Here is a 17683-nt window from a genome sequence, read left to right on the forward strand (position 1 = left end):
CCATGGCTAGCCTGTTTGCCGATGCCAGCGATTGCCAACTGGCCGATTTTTCCGCGCTGTGCCAGCAGCAAGTGAACCCGGGCGATTACCCGCTGTGCGAGCGGGTGCAGCACAACGTGGTGGTGTTCGCCGGCGAGCGCCTGCTCGCTGCCGCCCAGGGCGACCGCCGGGCGGTGCTCGGCGAGCTGCACCGGGTGCTTTCCAGCGGGCCCGGGGTGCTGGTGATCGAAGGCGGCTACAGCGACACCGCGGTGGTCGACCGCCACAGCCAGGTGTTCGAACAGATCCTCGAACGTGAGCGCCTGAGCAACAGCGGCGGCGACCACTTTGCCGCCGCCGGCAGTAACGGGCGCATCTGGAACGCCCTGCAAAAAGCCGCGCTGCTGTCGCCCGATTCGTTCATCGAGTACTACGCCAACCCCTTGCTGGCCCTGGCCAGCGAGGCCTGGCTGGGCCCGGCCTACCAGGTCACGGCGCAAGTCAATGTGGTGCGCCCCGGCGGCAAGGCGCAGGCGCCGCACCGTGATTACCACCTGGGCTTCCAGGTGGCCGAGGAGGTGGCGCGCTTCCCGCTGCCGCTGCACCAGTTGTCGCAATACCTCACCCTGCAGGGCGCGGTGGCGCACACCGACATGCCGCTGGAGTCCGGCCCCACCCAGCTGTTGCCGTTCTCTCACCAGTACCCGCTGGGCTACCTGGCCTGGCGCCTGCCGGCGTTTGCCGAATACTTCCAGCGCCACCTGGTGCAGTTGCCGCTGCGCAAGGGTGATTTGCTGTTCTTCAACCCGGCGCTGTTCCACGCCGCGGGCAACAACCGCACCGAAGCCTTCCACCGCATGGCCAACCTGCTGCAGGTGTCCAGCGCCTTTGGCAAACCGATGGAAAGCATCGACCGCCCGGCCATGGCCCGGGCGGTTTACCCGGCGCTGCTGCGGCGCTTCCAGGGCGGCGAGCTGAGCCCAGCGCAGTGCGACGCGGTGATCGGCGCGGTGGGCGACGGCTATGCCTTCCCCACCAACCTCGACACCGACCCGCCGCTCAAAGACCTCGCCCCACCCAGCGAACAAGCCGTGCTGCACCAGGCCCTGGCCGAAGGCTGGGCGGCCAACACCCTGGGCGGCGCCCTGGCCGCGCGCGCCAAGGCGCGGCAACCCTGACCCCGCCACACCCCGCAAGCCGAACGTCATGACAACAACAAGACAGGAGCTACACCATGAAACGCATACTCCTGGCCCTCGGGGCCTGCCTGCTGTCCAGCGCTGTACTGGCCGACCTGCGCATCGGCGTGAGCATCGCCCAGGTCAACGACGTGTTCCTCGCCGCCGAGCGTGACTACCTCGACCAATACGCCAAGAAACAACAGGGCGTGAGCCTGCAGTTCGAAGATGCCCAGGGCGACACCGTGCGCCAGCTCAATCAGGTACAAGGGTTCGTCAGCCAAGGCGTCGACGCGATGATCATCAACCCGGTCGACACCGCCGCCACCAAGGGCATCACCGAGGCGGCGACCAAGGCCGGCATCCCGCTGGTGTACATCAACCGCCGCCCAGACCAAGCCACCTTGCCCGCCGGGGTCGGCTACATCGGCTCGGATGAAGTCGAGGCCGGGCGCCTGCAGATGCAGTACCTGGCCGACAAGATGGGCGGCAAGGGCAACCTGGCGATCATCCTCGGGCTACTGTCGAACAACGCCACCTACAACCGCACCAAGGGCGTGAAGGAAGTGCTGGCCAAGTACCCAGACATCAAAGTGGTGGCCGAACAGAACGCCGACTGGGAACGCCAGCGCGGCATGGACCTGATGAACAACTGGCTGACCAGCGACAAGAAAATCAACGCCGTGGCCGCCAATGCCGATGAAATGGCCATCGGCGCGGCGATGGCGATCAAGCAGTCGGGCCTGACCCCGGGCAAGGACATCCTCGTCGGTGGCAGCGACGGCGGCCCCGATGGCCTGGCGGCGATCAAAAGCGGCCTGCTGGCCGTCACCGCCTTCCAGGACAACAAAGGCCAGGCCGAAGGCGCCGTGGACATGGCCATGAAAATGGCCAAAAAAGAGAAGGTCGAGCAGGAAGTGACCATCCCTTACCGGTTGATCACCCCGGATAACCTCAAGGAGTTCACCGCCAGCAAGTGACCTGCTGCAGGTTCTCCGGCGTTACCAGCCGAAACGGCACATGCCACGCCCGGCCATCGTCCTGATGCCCGGGCGTGGCCAGGCCCATCATGCGCTTGACCAGCGCCTGGCCCAGGGCCTGGGTGTCGGTGTCGAACACCACGCTCAGCAGCCCATCGGCCAAGGCCTGGGCGTGCACCGCGGTGAGTTCGTGGGTGATCACGTGGATCGCCGGGCGTGCCGGCAATTGCCGCAGCGCCCGCACCAGCCCCTCCGAGCCGCCACCGGTGATGTACACCCCACCCAAACCCTCGTGGCGCGCCAGCAGTTCAAAGGTGGCTTCTTCGGCCATGGCCGGGTTGTCGAGGTTGATGATCGGCGCCAGCACCTGCAGGTGCGGCGCATGGCGGTGCAGGTATTCCCTCAAGGCCCGGTCGCGGGCCTCATGGCCCACGAAGCGATGGCCGCCGAGCAAGGTGGCGACCCGCGCCGCCCGGGGGCCGATCAGGTGGCTGAGCAACCACCCGGCGGTGCGCCCGCAGGCGGTGTTATCGCTGCCGATGTACGGGCTGAGCCCGGGCGTGGCGTTCTCCGACAGCACCGACACCACCACCACCCCCGCGGCCCGCGCGTTGGCCATCGCCTGGCTGATCAACGGGTGCTCGTAGCTCACCACCGCCAGGCAATCGCACTGCGCCGCCAGCTCGCCGATCTGCCCGGCGATCGCCTCCGGGCTGCGTTCGCGCTGGCGGGCGAAGTGGCACAGCACGTTGGCCTCGATGCAGGCCCGCGCCGCGGCTTCGATGCCCTGTTGCAGCTGGGTGTAGAAGGGGCTGTCGTGGGCCATCAGCAAGAAGCTCAGGCGGAACCCCGGCTTGTGCTTGGCAATGCGTTGCGACATCAACCGCGCGGCGTAATAGCCCAGCGCTTCGGCGGCTTCATAGACCTTTTGCGACGTGTGCGGGTTGACCGGCGCGCGGGCATTGAGCACTCGGTCAACGGTGGCCACGGATAACTTCGCCTGCTCGGCGATACGGGCAATGGTCGGGCGTTTATTATTGTGCATGTGATAGAAACTATCATGAGGGCCGTGGCATTGATGATAGCTTGAGAGGTTATATCTTCCAGCCCTTGGCGCTGAAACTTTCAGCCCTATACTGAAGTTCACACGTTGCTGCTGTTTTGGAAACGCCCTGATACCGGGCCGGGCATCGTGTTGCCTTGTATTTGATAGCCCAGGAGAACAATAAAGATGGCGGATCAAACGGCTTTCAACGGCGCCGCCGCGCGCCGTGACTATCGCCTCACCGGCGCCGAAGCCCAGCGCGCCCTCGACCGCGGCCTGGCCTCGGCCCAGTGGTACCAGTGCCCGGTGCCGCGCAAGCGGATGAAAGAACTGATGCAACGCAGCGACGCCCGCGCCGCCCGCGACCTCGGCCTGTGGCTGGTGCTGCTGGTGGCCACCGCCAGCGGCGCGGTGCTGGCCTGGGGCAGCCTGTGGTGCGTGCCGTGGTTCATCGCCTACGGCGTGCTGTACGGCACGATGTCCAACCCGGTGTGGCACGAAACCGGCCACGGCACGGCGTTCAAAACCCGCTGGCTGAACAACGCCTTTTACCAGTTGGCCTGCTTCATGATTGGCTTTGAGCCCGACCGCTGGCGCTGGAGCCATGCCCGCCATCACACCGACACCATCGTGGTCGGGCGCGACCCGGAAATCGTCGAGCCGCGCCCGCCGCACCTGTGGAAGATGGCCCTCAGCCTGTTCCAGTTGCCCCACCTGTATGCCCTGGCACACAGCCTGCTGCGCCATGCCGGCGGCCGCCTGAGCGCCGAAGAACAGCTGTTCATCCCCCGCGGCGAGTGGCCGCGGGTGTACCGCACCGCGCGGGTGTGGCTGGCGATCCATGCCGCGGTGGTGGCGCTGGCGCTGTGGCAGCACAGTTGGCTACCGGTTTTGCTGGTCGGCCTGCCGACCGTCTACGGCGGTTGGTTGAGCTATGTATTCGGCCTCAGCCAACATGTAGGCCTGGCCGAAGATGAACTCGACCACCGCAGTAACTGCCGCACTATCTATATGAACCCGGTGCTGCGGTTTTTATACCTGAACATGAATTACCACCTCGAACACCATATGTTTCCGATGGTGCCGTATTACCGCCTGGCGGAACTTCACGAAGAAATTCGCGGGGACTGCCCGCCGCCGTATCCCAGCCTCTGGGCCGCCTACAAAGAGATTCTTCACGTGGTATGGCGCCAGCAGCGCGAGCCGGGTTACTTCATCCGCCGGCCGCTTCCTACCCCCACCCCCACCGCCGAGGAGGCTGCCGCATGATCCCGCTCACGGTTGTGAACGATGAACAGTGGGTGCTGGTCTGCGCGGCCGATGCCATCGACGAAGAAGACGTGATGCGCTTCGACCACCAGGGCCAGAGCTACGCCATCTACCGCTCGCCGGATGACCGCTACTTCGCCACCGCCGGCCTGTGCACCCATGAAGCGGTGCACCTGGCCGATGGCCTGGTGATCGACCACGTGATCGAATGCCCCAAGCACAACGGCCGCTTTGACTACCGCGACGGCCGCGCCTTGGGTGCACCGGTGTGCGTGAACCTGAAAACCTACCCGGTGCGGCTAGACGGCGGCCAGGTGTGGTTGAACCTGGCCGGATGAGGAGGGCGCCATGCAACAGCCCTTTGTGATAGTGGGCGCCGGGCATGCCGGCGGGCGCGCCGCGCTGGCCCTGCGTGAAGCCGGCTTCGGCGGCCGCGTGCTGCTGATCGGTGAAGAACCGCACCTGCCCTATGAGCGCCCGCCGCTGTCCAAGCAGGCGCTGCTGGAAGGCGGCGCGCTGCCAGCGCTGGCGCCGGCCGGGCATTACGCCGAACAGGGCATCGAGCACCTGGCCGGCACCCGCGTGCTGGCCCTGGACACCGCCGCGCGGCGCCTTACGCTGAGCGCGGGCGCGCCGCTGCACTACGACCGCTTGCTGCTGGCCACTGGCGGCCAGCCACGGCGCTTGGCGCAAGCACCGGCGCACTTGGCCGGCGTGCACTACCTGCGCAGCTGGGACGACGCCCAGCGCCTGCGCGCCGCCTTGCGGCCCGCGGCGCGGGTGGTGGTGGTGGGTGGTGGCTTCATCGGCCTGGAGGCGGCGGCTGCGGCGCGCCAGTTGGGTTGCCAGGTGAGCGTGCTGGAAGCTGGCGAGCGCCTGGCCGCGCGGGCATTGCCGGCCAGCGCCTCGGCGGCCTTGCTGGCCTTGCACCAGGCCGAAGGCACCGAGGTGTACCTGGGCGCCAGCGTGCTGGCGGTCGAGGGCCGCCGGCAGGTTGAAGCGGTGCGCCTGGCCGATGGCCGCAGCCTGCCCTGCGAGGTGCTGCTGGTGGGCATCGGCATCGCCGCGAACCTGGCGCTGGCCGAAGCCGCGGGGCTGGCGCTGGGCAACGGCATCCGCGTCGACGCCTGCCTGCGCAGCAGCGCGCCGCAGGTGTTTGCCGCCGGCGATGTGTGCGAGTTCCCCTGTGCCCACAGCGGCACCTGGCAACGCCAGGAAACCTGGCGCAACGCCGAAGCCCAAGGCCGCCTGGCGGCGTTGAACATGCTCGGCGCCGAGCAGGCGTTCGAGGGCCTGGCCGGGTTCTGGTCCGATCAATACGGCTGGAGCCTGCAGTTGGTCGGCCATCAGCCCGGCGGCGCTGAGGTGGTCAGGCGGCGGCTCGGCGAGGGCTGGCTCGACGCTTACCTGGATAGCCGCGGGCGGCTGTGCGGTGCCTGCGCCTTTGCCCCGGGCAATAGCGGGGCCAAGGCACTGCAGCTGCTCGAACGCTTGATCCTCGCCGGCGCCGCCCCCAGCCCGGCGGCCTTGGCGGACCCGGCCACGCCGCTCAAGCAATTGCTCAAGGAGGCCGCCCATGCCTGAGTTGCACGTGTTCCAGTCGATGTGGGCGATGCAGAACGCCCAGGGCCAGTTGCCGGTGCCGCTGGAGGTGGCCGTGCGGAACATCCGCGAGGCCGGCTTCGATGGCCTGACCGACCACTTCAGCGAGCGCGCCGCCGCCCGGCGCTTGGCCGGGTTATGCGCCGAGGCCGGGTTGCAGATCGAGGCCCAGGCGTTTCCGGATTCGCTCGAAGCGCTGAAGCCGGCCCTGGCCAACGCGGCCGAGTTCGGCTGCCACCACCTCACCGTGCAGGCCGACGTGCGCCCGCGCAGCCTCGGCGAGGCGCTGGCATTGCTCGAGGGCTGGCAACGGCTGGCCGAAGATGCCGGTGTGCCGATGCTGATCGAAACCCACCGCTACCGCCTGACCAACGACCTGCACTTCACCCTCGACCTGCTCGAGCACATGCCCCAACTGCGTTTGCTGGCAGACCTCTCGCATTACGTGGTGGGCCGGGAAATCCCCAACCCGCCCGCGGCCGCCGATGACGCCGCGATCAGCACCGTGTTGCGGCACAGTTGGGGGTTGCACGGGCGGGTGGCCAGTTGCGAGCAGGTGCAACTGCCCCTGAGCTTCGCCCAGCATCAAGGCTGGGTGGCGTTGTTCATGGGCTGGTGGCGCCAGGCCATGGCCCTCTGGCTGGCACGGCCACAGCACCCGCACAGCCTGAGCTTTACCTGCGAGTTGGGCCCACCGCCCTATGCCATCACCGGGCCGGACGGTGGCGATGTCAGTGACCGCTGGGAGGAGGCGCTGTGGCTCAAGGGGCAGGTGCAGGCGCTGTGGGCGGCGTGCGTGGCCCAGCACGCGCGCACCGCAACCTGAAGGGCGCCCATAAAAAAACCCGCCACCAGGGCGGGTTTTTTCGAGAAGCTCAAGCAGCCTTAGGCGACTTGTACTTCCTCAGCCTGCATGCCTTTCTGGCCGCGGGTAGCGACGAAAGTCACAGCTTGGCCTTCTTTCAGCGATTTGAAGCCGTCGGATTTGATGGCTTTGTAGTGCACGAACAGGTCATCGCCGGATTCTGGGGTGATGAAGCCGTAGCCTTTCTCATCGTTGAACCACTTGACGGTGCCGTTTTGGCGATTGGACATGGTGAGTCTCCTTGGACAAAGTTTACAGCGGCGAGGAACATCCCGCGCCGAGACTGAGTGCAAAGAGCGTGAAATTCTTGTAGATGGTGGGGTCGAAACCTAACATCGTGGAGTAATTCTCGGCGACACAAGCAACACAGTGCCGCCACCTTAACCGTTTTCCACGCACCTGCCAATGGCCTTGTGCGCGCGGCTTTTGATCCTGGGCGCTAGCACCGGTAAGATACGCGGCTAACCTTAGGTATTTCAGGACCGCGCCATGAGCATCAAATCGGACAAGTGGATTCGCCGCATGGCGCAAGAGCACGGCATGATCGAGCCCTACGTCGAGCGCCAGGTGCGCGGCGAGGAGGCCCAGCGGGTGATCTCCTTCGGCGTTTCGAGCTACGGCTACGACGTGCGTTGCGCCAACGAATTCAAGGTGTTCACCAACATCAACTCGGCCATCGTCGACCCGAAGAACTTCGACGCCAAGAGCTTCGTCGACATCCAGAGCGACGTGTGCATCATCCCGCCGAACTCCTTCGCCCTGGCCCGCACCGTCGAGTACTTCCGCATCCCGCGCAACGTGCTGACCATCTGCCTGGGCAAAAGCACCTACGCGCGCTGCGGCATCATCGTCAACGTCACCCCGCTGGAGCCGGAGTGGGAAGGCCACGTGACCCTGGAATTCTCCAACACCACCAACCTGCCGGCGAAGATCTACGCCAACGAAGGCGTGGCGCAGATGCTGTTCCTGGAATCCGACGAACCGTGCGAGGTGAGCTACAAGGACCGCGGCGGCAAGTACCAGGGCCAGCGCGGCGTGACCCTGCCGCGTACCTGATGCCGACGAGGGGCGGGAATTTGTGACGGTTTTTGCACTCTACTGGGTGAACTCCCCGTTCTCCCAGGAGTGCCTATGAAGCTCGACCCGAACATCAGCGCCACGCTCGCCGCCTTGCAGCCGAACCAGATCGGCCAGCTTGCCTGGACGCTGCTCTCCAACCCCTTTGCCGACGCGCAAGCCGTCGCCATGGGTGGCGTGCCGGGCCAGCCTGATCCGGACGTGCCGTACCCGGCACAGCCCGACCAACCCTCCGAACCCGGAGAACCGACGATCCCCGACCAGCCACCGCCGGTGCCCGTGGCCTGATCAGGGCTTGAGAGCCCCGCGCCTGGCGTCGCCGCGCGGGGCCCCCTCAAGAAGGCAAGCACCACACCCCTTCATCCCCCACCAACACCAGTTGTACTCCCGCCTTGCGCGCCAGCGCATAACCCCCGGTAAACGCGCCGAACGCCGGCAACAGCGTGACCTGCTGGCCCACCTGAAAACACGGCAGCCGCAGGCGCTGGCGGCCGCGCCCGCGCAGCAGGTACACCGGGTGCACATGCCCGGCCAGCACCGCGTGGGTAGGGTGCGGCGCGGGCTCATGGCGCAGCGCCAGCGGGCCGCGTAGCAGCGGTTCCGCGCACACCTGGATGCCCAGCGCGGCGGGCGGGTCGCCGGCGCGCAGGTCGTGGTTGCCGCGCACCAGGGTGATGCGCAACGCCGGGTGGCGCGTGCGCCAGGCGCCGAGGGCGCCTAGCGTGGCGCTGCCCTGGGCCGCCGGGCCGTGAAGAAAGTCGCCGAGGAAAATCAACTCGTCAACGCCATAGCGCGCCAGCAGCCGGTCCAGCGCGGCGAGGTTGGCGGCGGTGGTGCCGTGGGGTACCGGCTGGCCTAGGGCGCGGTACACCGCGGCCTTGCCGAAGTGCACGTCTGCCACCAGCAACGCGCGCTCGGCCGGCCAGTACACGGCTTTTTCCGCCAGTAGCCAGAGCTCGGCGCCGCCGATGTTCACCGCCAGGTACGGGCTCATGCCGCCGGCCCCGCGGCGTTGTCGAGGTCAGCGACCATCCGCGCGATGCGGTCGGCGAGTTTTTCCGAGCTGAGGCTTTCGCGCAGGCGCTCCACCAGCAGCGGGAACGCCAGCGGCGTAGGCCGGGCGATACGGTGCACGGCCAGGCTGCCACGGCCAATCTGCTCCAGCGTCGCCGCCAGGCGGGCGGTGTCCAGTTCCTCGCCGAGCACCTCTTGTTCGGCCTGGCTCAGCAACAGGTTGCCAGCGTCGTACTGGCGGAACACCTCAAAAAACAAACTGCTCGAGGCCTGCACCTGGCGCGTGCTTTTTTGCGCACCGGGGTAGCCCGCGAACACCAGCCCGGCGATCCGCGCGATCTCGCGAAAGCGCCGCTGCGCCAGCTCGCCGGCATTCAGGCTGGCGAGCACGTCGGCCAGCAGGTTGGCCGGGCTGAGCAGGCCGCCGTCTAGCGCCGCTTGCCAGTCCACCTCGCGCGGGCAGAGCAGCTCCAGGCCATAGTCGTTCACCGCCAACGAGAAACTCGCCGGCGCCCGCTGGGCCAAGCGCCACGCCAGCAGGCTGGCCAGGCCCAGGTGCACCAGGCGCCCGGCGAAGGGGTAGAGAAACAGGTGCCAGCCCTCGCGGGATTTCAGCTGTTCAATCAGCAGGCAACCCCGCGCCGGTAGCGCCGACCAGGCCTGTTGCACCTCCAGCAGCGGCCGCACCGCGCGCAGCGGGGCATGGCTGTACTCGCCCCGGGCGGCAGCCTCGAATTGCCGCACTAGGGCGTCTGCCAGCTCGCTGGACAGCGGCATGCGCCCGCCATTCCAGCGGGGTACGGCGGGCTTTTTGCCGCTGCTGCGTTTCACGTAGGCGGTCATTTGCTCCACCCGCACCAGCTCCAGGGTGCGCCCGCCAAAGAGGAACAGGTCTCCCGGGCGCAGGCGGGCGATAAAACCCTCCTCGATGCTGCCCAGCGACTTACCCCCGCCGCCCTTGCTCCAGAACTTCACGTTCAGCGCCGCGTCGCTGACGATGGTGCCGATGTTCAGCCGGTGGCGCCGGCCCAGGCGGGCGTCGGGCACCCGCCACACGCCCTCGGCATCCGGCTCTACACGCTGGTAGTCGGGGTAGGCGGTCAGCGACAGGCCACCGTGGCGCACAAACGCCAGCGCCCATTGCCAGGCGTCTTCGCTCAGCCCTCGGTAGGCCCAGGCGCCGCGCACCTCCGCGAGCAGTTCAGGCGGGCGGAAGCCGCCGCCCAGGGCCACGGTCACCAGGTGCTGCACGAGTACGTCGAGTGGCGCCTCGGGGGATTGCCGCGGCTCGATGCGCCGCTGCGCGACGGCCTCTTCGGCGGCGGCGGCCTCGACCAGCTCCAGGCTGTGGGTGGGCACCAGGGTGACCCGCGACGGCCGCCCTGGCGCATGCCCCGAGCGCCCGGCGCGCTGGATCAGGCGCGCCACGCCCTTGGCCGAGCCGATCTGCAACACCCGCTCCACGGGTAGGAAGTCTACGCCCAGGTCCAGGCTGGAGGTGCACACCACGGCCTTGAGCTGGCCCTGCTTGAGCGCCAGCTCCACCCACTCGCGCACCTCGCGGCTCAGCGAGCCATGGTGCAGGGCGATCAGCCCGGCCCAGTCCGGGCGCGCCTCGAGCAGCGCCTGGTACCAGGTTTCACTCTGCGCGCGGGTGTTGGTGAAGACCAGGCACGAGGCGCTGGCGTCGATCTCGTCGACCACTTGGGCGAGCATGCGCAGGCCGTAGTGGCCGGCCCAGGGGAAGCGCTCGACGGAACTGGGCAGCAGGGTGTCGACCCGCAGCTGTTTGTGGTTGGCGCCCTCGACCTGCACCCCTTCGGGCATCAGCGCGGCCTGGGCGTGGGCGAGGTTGCCAAGGGTTGCGGAAATCCCCCAGGTCATCAGTGCCGGTTGCCACTGGCGCAAGCGTGCCAAGGCCAGCTGCACCTGCACGCCACGCTTGTTGCCGAGCAGTTCGTGCCACTCATCGACCACCACTAGGCGCAGGCTGGCCAGCTCGGCCTGGGCCTGCTCGCGGGCGAGCATCAGTGACAGGCTTTCCGGGGTGGTGACCAGCACCGTGGGCAGGCGCCGGCTTTGCCGCGCGCGTTCGCTGCTGGAGGTGTCGCCGGTGCGCAGGCCGAGGCTCCAGCCAAGGCCGAGTTCTTCCACCGGCACCTGCAGGGCACGCAGGGTGTCGGCCGCCAGGGCGCGCATGGGGGTGATCCACAGCACCGTCAGGGGCGCCATCAGCGCCCGGCGCTTGCCCGTGGCGGGTGGCGCCGGCTTGGCCCAGGCCTGCAACGCGCCGAACCACAGCGCATAGGTTTTGCCGGCGCCGGTGCTGGCATGCAGCAGCCCCGACTGGCCCGCGGCCAGCGCTTTCCACACCGCGCGCTGAAAGGCGAAGGGCTTCCAGCCGCGAGCGGCGAACCAGGCTTTGGCGTAGGAGGGCGTAGGCATGGAACAGTGGACAGCAGGGGCCGCTGGAGGGTTCGGGCCACCACCGCCCTTAACTTGCCGCTTGCAGCTTGCAACTTGCCCCTCCCCAAAGGGCCTATTTCAAGTTCCCACTCAAAAACTGCCGCAAGCGCTCGCTCTTCGGGTTGCCCAGCACCTGGTCGGGCTCGCCGTGTTCTTCCACCCGGCCCTGGTGCAGGAACAGCACCTGGCTCGACACCTGGCGGGCGAAGGCCATTTCGTGGGTGACCATGATCATGGTGCGGCCTTCCTCGGCCAGGCCCTGGATCACCTTCAGTACTTCGCCGACCAGTTCTGGGTCCAGCGCCGAGGTGGGTTCGTCGAACAGCATTACCTCTGGTTCCATCGCCAGCGCTCGGGCGATCGCCACCCGCTGCTGCTGCCCGCCGGAGAGGAACGCCGGGTATTGCTCCGCCACCCGTGCCGGCAGGCCGACCTTGTCGAGGTAGGCGCGGGCGCGTTTTTCCGCGTCTTCCTTGCTGACGCCCAGCACCCGCCGCGGCGCCAGGGTGATGTTCTCCAGCACCGTCATGTGGCTCCACAGGTTGAAGTGCTGGAACACCATCGCCAGGCGCGTGCGCAGGCGCTGCAGCTCGGCCGGGTCGGCCGGGTGCATGCCTTCGGCGGTCGAGACCATGCGGATCGCCTGGCCGTCGAGGGTCATCGCGCCGTCGTTGGGGGTTTCGAGGAAGTTGATGCAGCGCAGGAAAGTACTCTTGCCCGAGCCGCTGGCGCCGATCAGGCAGATTACGTCACCGCTCTTGGCCTTGAGCGACACGCCCTTGAGCACTTCGTTGTCGCCGTAGCGCTTGTGCAGGCCGTCGATGGTCAGTTTGTACATGCGAAAAAGGCTCTCACGGAGAAAGAAGGTAGCCGCTGCGGAACGCTTCGGTGCCGGCAACGTGTGCGACGACCATGCCCGCGGTGGCCATGCGCCGCAGCGAGCGGGCATAGAGCAGCCCGGCCTGGCGGTTGTGCACCGGGGTAACACGGTCGGTGAGGGGGTCGATCACCTCGGCGATGCGCTGGCCGGCGTCGACGTACTCCCCCGGCAGCGCGCAGAACACCAGCACGCCACCCTCGGGGGTGGCCACCGGCTCCACGGCCGCCAGCGGCGTGGCCGGGTACAGCAGCTCGGGCAGGGCATCGGCCACGCCGCTGATCGCGCCGTAATGGGTGAGGTAATTGAGGATCGCCTGGCTGTCGCGGCTGGCCAGGGCATGGCTCACATCGCCTTGGCCGCGCAGCTCGAGGGTGACCGAAAAGCTGCCCATGGGCAGCTCGAACTGCCCGGCGAAACGCTGCGCCAACTTGTGCCACACCAGGGTGAAGCACTCATCGAACGATTGCCCGCCCGAATCGGTGGCCAGCAGGCTGGCTTGCGAGCCGAGGTAGCGCGCCAGTGGCTCGACCTGTGGCCAGGCTTCGGGGGTGGTGTACAGGTGCTCCACGGCCTCGAAGTCGCAGTGTAGGTCTAGCACCATTTCGGCGTCGCAGGCCAGCCGCTGCAGCACCAGGCGCTGGGCTTGCAACTGCGTGGTGGGCTGTTGCGCCAGCAGCGCGGCGCGCAGCGCCTGGCGCACGTGTTGCTGGTTTTGTGCCGGGTCCGCGCCGAGCAGCGGCGCCACGGCATCGCCCACCGCGTCGGTGACGTCGGCGAAGTGGCGGTTGAAGTTCTCGCCGCTTTCGAGCTGGTAGCGCCCCAGTGGGGTGTCCATCAGCACCTGTTCCAGGCCGATCGGGTTGGCCAGTGGCACCAGCACGATGTGGCGGTTCAGCCGGCCGGCGTTTTCCAGCTCGGCCAGGCGCTGCTTGAGGTACCAGGCCACCAGCATGCCGGGCAGCTCGTCGGCGTGCAGCGAGGCCTGGATGTACACCTTCGGCGCCGCCGCCGGGCCGAAGTGAAAGCTTTCGATCTGCCGCGCGGTGCCCGGTACCGGCGAGGGCAAGGGGTGTGACTGTTGCTGCATGGCCGCCTCCTAGCGAGCAGGGCCGAGAAAGGCCAGCCAGCGGCGCTCCGCCAGGCGAAACAGCCCCACCAGCGAAAAGGTAATGGCCAGGTACAGCACCGCGGCGATCCCGAACGACTGGAAGGTCATGTAGGTGGCGGAGTTGGCATCCCGAGCGACCTTGAGGATGTCCGGCACGGTGGCGGTGAAGGCTACCGTGGTGGCGTGCAGCATCAGGATCACTTCATTACTGTAGTACGGCAGCGCGCGGCGCAGCGCCGAGGGCATGATCACGTGGGCGTACAGCTTGAAGCCCGACAAACCGTAGGCCTTGGCCGCTTCGATTTCGCCGTGGGCCATGCTGCGGATCGCCCCGGCGAAGATCTCGGTGGTGTAGGCGCAGGTGTTCAGCGCGAAGGCAAGGATGGTGCAGTTCATCGCGTCGCGGAAGAACGCGTTGAGCATGGGTTGGTCGCGCACCCCTTCGAGGCTGTAGATGCCGGTGTAGCAAATCAGTAGCTGAATATAGAGCGGCGTGCCGCGAAACACGTAGGTATAGAACTGCACCGGCCAGCGCACCCAGGGCCGCCGCGCCACCCGGGCGATCGACAACGGGATCGACAGCACGAAGCCGATGCCCACCGAAGCGATCAGCAGCCACAGGGTCATGGCCAGGCCGGTGACGTTGTTGCCGTCGCTGTAGAGAAACGCCTGCCAATACTCTTGAAGCAACTCGATCATCGCGTCGCCTCCCGGCTACCCACGTTGAAGCGGCGCTCGAGGCGGCGCATGACGAAGTTCGAAGCGCTGGTGATGGCCAGGTAGATCAGCCCCGCCAGGACCAGGAAGTAGAACAGCTGGTAGGTGCTCTTGCCGGCGTCTTGCGCGGCCTTGACCACGTCGGCCAGGCCGATGATCGACACCAGCGCGGTGGCCTTGAGGATGACCATCCAGTTGTTGCCCAGCCCCGGCAGGGCATAGCGCATCATCTGCGGGAACACCACGCAGGCGAAGCGCTGGCGGCGGGTCAGGCCGTAGGCGGTGGCTGCCTCGACCTGGCCGCGCGGCACCGCGAGGATCGCCCCGCGGAAGGTTTCGGTGAAATACGCCCCATAGATGAAGCCCAGGGTGATCACCCCGGCGATGAACGGGTCGATTTCGAAATAGTCCCAGTCCATCGCATCGGTCAGGGAGTTCAGCCAGATCTGCAGGCTGTAGAAAATCAGCAGCATCAGCACCAGGTCGGGTACGCCACGGATCAGCGTGGTGTAGGCCTGGGCGAGCACGCGGAACACCGCCACGCGCGAGAGTTTGGCACTGGCGCCGATCAGCCCCAGCACCACGCTGACGGCGAGCGACAACAGTGAAAGCTTGATGGTCATCCAGGTGCCCTGCAGCAGCAGGGGGCCGAAGCCTTTCAAGCTGAATGCCGAGAGCCCGAGGCTCTGCAACAGTTGGTCGAGCATGTATCAACCCTTTTGCGGTCAATAAAGCGCCCGCCCCCTTTTGGGGAGCGGGCGCCGGGGTGCTGCAGCTTACTTGCCGCTGTACAGGTTCAGGTCACCGAAGTGCTTCTTCTGGATTTCGGCGTAGGTGCCGTCGTCATGAAGGGCCTTGATGCCTTTGTTGAGCAGGGCTTGCAGGTCTTTGTTGCCTTTTTTGATGCCGATCGCGGTCTTGGCCGGCAGCAGGTCGCTGTCGAACGGCTTGGACACTTCGTAGTCAGCGCCTTGTGGCGACTTCAGGAAGCCCAGCTCGGCTTGCAGCATGTCTTGCAGCGAGGCGTCGAGGCGGCCAGACACCAGGTCGGCGTAGACTTGGTCCTGGTTCTGGTAGGCCTGGGTTTTCACGCCGGCTTTTTCCAGTACGGCCTTGGCGTAAGCCTCCTGGATGGTGCCTTGCTCGTAACCCACGGTTTTACCCTTGAGGTTGGCCGAATCCTGGGCGAAGCCCGCGCCCTTCTTGAACACCAGCGCGGTCGGGCCGGAGAACAGCTCATCGGAGAAGTCGATGGCTTTTTCACGGGCCGGGGTGACCGTCAGCGAGGAGATCACGCCGTCGAATTTGTTCGCCTTGAGGCCCGGGATCATGCCGTCGAAGTCGTTTTCAACCCATTTGCAGGTGACTTTCAGCTCTTTGCAGATGGCGTTGCCCAGGTCGATGTCGAAGCCAACCAGGCTGCCGTCATTGGCCTTGGACTCGAACGGGGCGTAGCTCGGGTCGACGCCAAAGCGCAGCTCTTTGTAGTCTTTCGCCATGGCAGCGCCAGCAGACAGTGCCAGTGCAAGGGCGGAAAGGGTCAGCCATGCTTTTTTCATTGTGCAATCCTTAAAAGACAAAGATGCGTGGGTCTCACGCGGGCTCGTTACCGGCAGGTGCCAGACATCATCGTGATAGCAAATTTCGCACCATCGTGCCTAAAAGGCCACAGGTTGGACGCGTGGGGATCCCTTTACGTCGCACATCTGACCGAACGGCGAAATTTCATACAAAGCCCGTGCACCGAAATGGGCCGGGCCAGGAAGGGGCGCTATTGTGGTGCGCGAATCGACTCAACTCAACAGCGCTTGTAACGTGGCCAGGGTATCGGCTTCGGCTACGGGCTTGTCGTGGCGCCAGCGCAGCATCCGCGGGAAACGCACGGCAATCCCGCTTTTGTGGCGCTTGGACAGCGCGATGCCCTCGAAGCCCAGCTCGAACACCAGGGTGGGGGTAACACTTCTCACCGGGCCGAATTTTTCCACGGTGGTGCGGCGAATAATTGCATCAACCTGGTGCATTTCATCGTCGGTCAGGCCGGAGTACGCCTTGGCGAAGGGCACCAGTTGGCGCTCGCTGGCGTGGGCCGGGCCGTCCCATACGGCGAAGGTGTAGTCGCTGTACAGGCTGGCGCGGCGGCCGTGGCCGGCCTGGGCGTATATCAGCACCGCATCGATGCTGAACGGGTCGACTTTCCACTTCCACCAGGTGCCCATGTCTTTGCTGCGGCCCACCCCGTAGAGGGCGTCGCGGGCTTTGAGCATCATGCCTTCCACGCCCAGGCTGCGTGACTGCTCGCGCAGCGCCGCCAGCGCGGCCCAGCTCTCGGCCGGCAACACCGGCGAGGGCCGCAGCAGCGGCGTGGCGCACTGCGCCAGTAGCCGGTCGAGTTGGGCGCGCCGTTCGCTTTGCGGGCGGTTGCGCCAGTCGTGGCCTTGCCATTCGAGCAGGTCATAGGCCAGCAGCACCGCCGGCACCTCGGCCAGCAGCTTTTTACTCAGGGTTTTGCGGCCGATGCGCTGTTGCAGCAGGGCAAACGGCTGCACCCCGGGGCTGAACGGCGCCTCGGCGGGCATGCCGGGCAGCGCCGCGGCCGGGGGCTGCTCACGCCACACCACCAGTTCGCCGTCGAGCACGCAGCCGTCGGGCAGCACGCTGGCCAGCGCCTGGAATTCCGGAAAGCGCTCGGTGATCAGCTCCTCGCCACGGGACCACAACCACAGCTGGCCGCCACGCTTGATCAATTGCGCGCGGATGCCGTCCCACTTCCATTCCGCCTGCCACTGCTCGATCGGCCCGAGCAACGCGTCGAATTGCTCACTGCCTTGCTGCAGCGGGTGGGCGAGAAAAAACGGGTAGGGCTGGCCGCCGCGCTGGGCGTGTTCGTCATCGCTTTCGGCGGCGACCAGGCGCTGGTAGCTGGCGGCGGCCGGGCGGTGGGAAAGGTCGGTGTAGCCCACCAGGCGCTGGGCCACGCGCTTGCTGTCGAGCCCGGCCAGTTGCGCCAGGGCGCGGGTCACCAGCAGCTTGGACACCCCCACCCGCAGGCTGCCGGTGATCAGCTTCACGCAGAGCATCAGGCTCGCCCGGTCGAGCTCGCCCCACAGTGCCGCGAGGCGTTCGTGGAGCACCTGCGGAGGTTGGCCGCGCAGGGGCAGCAGGGCGCTTTCGACCCACCAGGCCAACCCCTGCTCGCTGCGGTAGGGCCGTTCGGGCAGCACCAGCGACACGGTTTCCGCCAGGTCGCCGACGGCCTGGTAGCTGTCTTCGAACAACCATTCGGGCAACCCGGCCATGGCCTGCGCCACCTCGCGCAGCACCCGGCTGGGCACCAGCTGGCGCGGCCGCCCGCCGGCCAGAAAGTACACCGCCCAGGCGGCGTCGGCGGCCGGGGCCTGGGCGAAGTAGTCCTGCAGCGCTTGCAGCTTGGCGTTGCTGGAGGTGGTGGCGTCGAGGCGCGCGTAGAGGTCGGCGAAGGCTTTCATGCCTATCTGGACCGCGCG

Annotated in this window: 18 protein-coding genes; 8 read left to right on the forward strand and 10 right to left on the reverse strand. The window is 67.0% G+C overall.

The window, feature by feature from the left end; translation table 11 throughout:
- Positions 1-2 precede the first annotated feature (2 nt).
- Both ACFZCE_RS19690 and ACFZCE_RS19695 read left to right on the forward strand, forming a co-directional pair.
- Positions 3-1157, forward strand: coding sequence for a phytanoyl-CoA dioxygenase family protein (locus ACFZCE_RS19690; RefSeq protein WP_390942075.1), 1155 nt, complete (start codon positions 3-5; stop codon positions 1155-1157).
- A gap of 56 nt (positions 1158-1213) precedes the next feature.
- Positions 1214-2137: a substrate-binding domain-containing protein gene (locus ACFZCE_RS19695; protein WP_390942076.1), complete on the forward strand. Its 924-nt coding sequence runs from the start codon at positions 1214-1216 to the stop codon at positions 2135-2137.
- Here ACFZCE_RS19695 and ACFZCE_RS19700 read toward each other — a convergent pair.
- Positions 2121-3182, reverse strand: coding sequence for a substrate-binding domain-containing protein (locus ACFZCE_RS19700; protein WP_390942078.1), 1062 nt, complete (start codon positions 3180-3182; stop codon positions 2121-2123). The genes ACFZCE_RS19695 and ACFZCE_RS19700 overlap by 17 nt on opposite strands.
- Before the next feature lie 186 nt (positions 3183-3368).
- Between ACFZCE_RS19700 and ACFZCE_RS19705 the strand changes: the two genes are divergently transcribed.
- Genes ACFZCE_RS19705 through ACFZCE_RS19720 form a run of 4 tightly spaced genes read left to right on the forward strand, consistent with a single transcriptional unit; the run spans position 3369 to position 6879 of the window.
- A complete protein-coding gene (locus tag ACFZCE_RS19705; RefSeq protein ID WP_390942080.1) occupies positions 3369-4451 on the forward strand; it encodes a fatty acid desaturase in 1083 nt (360 codons plus the stop codon).
- The gene (locus tag ACFZCE_RS19710) at positions 4448-4789 is read left to right on the forward strand and encodes a MocE family 2Fe-2S type ferredoxin (protein ID WP_390942082.1); all 342 of its coding nucleotides are present in this window, start codon (positions 4448-4450) and stop codon (positions 4787-4789) included. The genes ACFZCE_RS19705 and ACFZCE_RS19710 overlap by 4 nt, the downstream gene beginning before the upstream one ends.
- A 10-nt stretch (positions 4790-4799) precedes the next feature.
- Positions 4800-6035: an FAD-dependent oxidoreductase gene (locus ACFZCE_RS19715; RefSeq protein ID WP_390942084.1), complete on the forward strand. Its 1236-nt coding sequence runs from the start codon at positions 4800-4802 to the stop codon at positions 6033-6035.
- Entirely contained in the window at positions 6028-6879 is an 852-nt protein-coding gene (locus ACFZCE_RS19720) for a TIM barrel protein (protein WP_390942085.1), read from the forward strand. The genes ACFZCE_RS19715 and ACFZCE_RS19720 overlap by 8 nt, the downstream gene beginning before the upstream one ends.
- Positions 6880-6938: 59 nt before the next feature.
- Here the strand turns inward: ACFZCE_RS19720 and ACFZCE_RS19725 are convergent, their stop codons facing one another.
- Positions 6939-7148: a cold shock domain-containing protein gene (locus tag ACFZCE_RS19725; RefSeq protein WP_390942087.1), complete on the reverse strand. Its 210-nt coding sequence runs from the start codon at positions 7146-7148 to the stop codon at positions 6939-6941.
- A 259-nt stretch (positions 7149-7407) separates the two neighbouring features.
- On the opposite strand from ACFZCE_RS19725, the gene dcd reads away from it, so the two are divergent.
- Together dcd and ACFZCE_RS19735 are read left to right on the forward strand one after the other, a co-directional pair.
- Entirely contained in the window at positions 7408-7974 is a 567-nt protein-coding gene (dcd, locus tag ACFZCE_RS19730; RefSeq protein ID WP_390942089.1) for a dCTP deaminase, read from the forward strand.
- Between the two features lie 75 nt (positions 7975-8049).
- Positions 8050-8283 carry a hypothetical protein gene (locus ACFZCE_RS19735; protein WP_390942091.1) on the forward strand — a complete coding sequence of 78 codons (234 nt, stop codon included), beginning with the start codon at positions 8050-8052 and terminating at the stop codon, positions 8281-8283.
- Positions 8284-8329: 46 nt separating this feature from the next.
- Here the strand turns inward: ACFZCE_RS19735 and pdeM are convergent, their stop codons facing one another.
- The 8 genes from pdeM to ACFZCE_RS19775 all read right to left on the reverse strand — a co-directional run bounded on the left by pdeM (position 8330) and on the right by ACFZCE_RS19775 (position 17665).
- Positions 8330-8989: a ligase-associated DNA damage response endonuclease PdeM gene (gene pdeM / locus ACFZCE_RS19740; protein ID WP_390942092.1), complete on the reverse strand. Its 660-nt coding sequence runs from the start codon at positions 8987-8989 to the stop codon at positions 8330-8332.
- Entirely contained in the window at positions 8986-11454 is a 2469-nt protein-coding gene (locus tag ACFZCE_RS19745) for a ligase-associated DNA damage response DEXH box helicase (protein ID WP_390942094.1), read from the reverse strand. The genes pdeM and ACFZCE_RS19745 overlap by 4 nt, the downstream gene beginning before the upstream one ends.
- A 94-nt stretch (positions 11455-11548) precedes the next feature.
- A complete protein-coding gene (locus ACFZCE_RS19750) occupies positions 11549-12313 on the reverse strand; it encodes an ATP-binding cassette domain-containing protein (RefSeq protein ID WP_390942096.1) in 765 nt (254 codons plus the stop codon).
- Positions 12314-12326: 13 nt separating this feature from the next.
- Complete coding sequence (locus ACFZCE_RS19755) at positions 12327-13442, reverse strand: succinylglutamate desuccinylase/aspartoacylase family protein (RefSeq protein ID WP_390942098.1); 1116 nt, start codon at positions 13440-13442, stop codon at positions 12327-12329.
- A gap of 9 nt (positions 13443-13451) precedes the next feature.
- A complete protein-coding gene (locus ACFZCE_RS19760) occupies positions 13452-14162 on the reverse strand; it encodes a histidine ABC transporter permease HisM (RefSeq protein ID WP_390942100.1) in 711 nt (236 codons plus the stop codon).
- Positions 14159-14887: a histidine ABC transporter permease HisQ gene (locus tag ACFZCE_RS19765; RefSeq protein WP_390942102.1), complete on the reverse strand. Its 729-nt coding sequence runs from the start codon at positions 14885-14887 to the stop codon at positions 14159-14161. Before ACFZCE_RS19765 ends, ACFZCE_RS19760 begins: the two co-directional genes overlap by 4 nt.
- 69 nt (positions 14888-14956) lie before the next feature.
- Complete coding sequence (locus ACFZCE_RS19770; protein WP_390942103.1) at positions 14957-15739, reverse strand: transporter substrate-binding domain-containing protein; 783 nt, start codon at positions 15737-15739, stop codon at positions 14957-14959.
- A gap of 234 nt (positions 15740-15973) precedes the next feature.
- A complete protein-coding gene (locus ACFZCE_RS19775; RefSeq protein WP_390942105.1) occupies positions 15974-17665 on the reverse strand; it encodes an ATP-dependent DNA ligase in 1692 nt (563 codons plus the stop codon).
- Positions 17666-17683 lie beyond the last annotated feature (18 nt).

This window comes from Pseudomonas sp. NPDC007930 (assembly GCF_042958985.1).
GTDB lineage: Bacteria > Pseudomonadota > Gammaproteobacteria > Pseudomonadales > Pseudomonadaceae > Aquipseudomonas.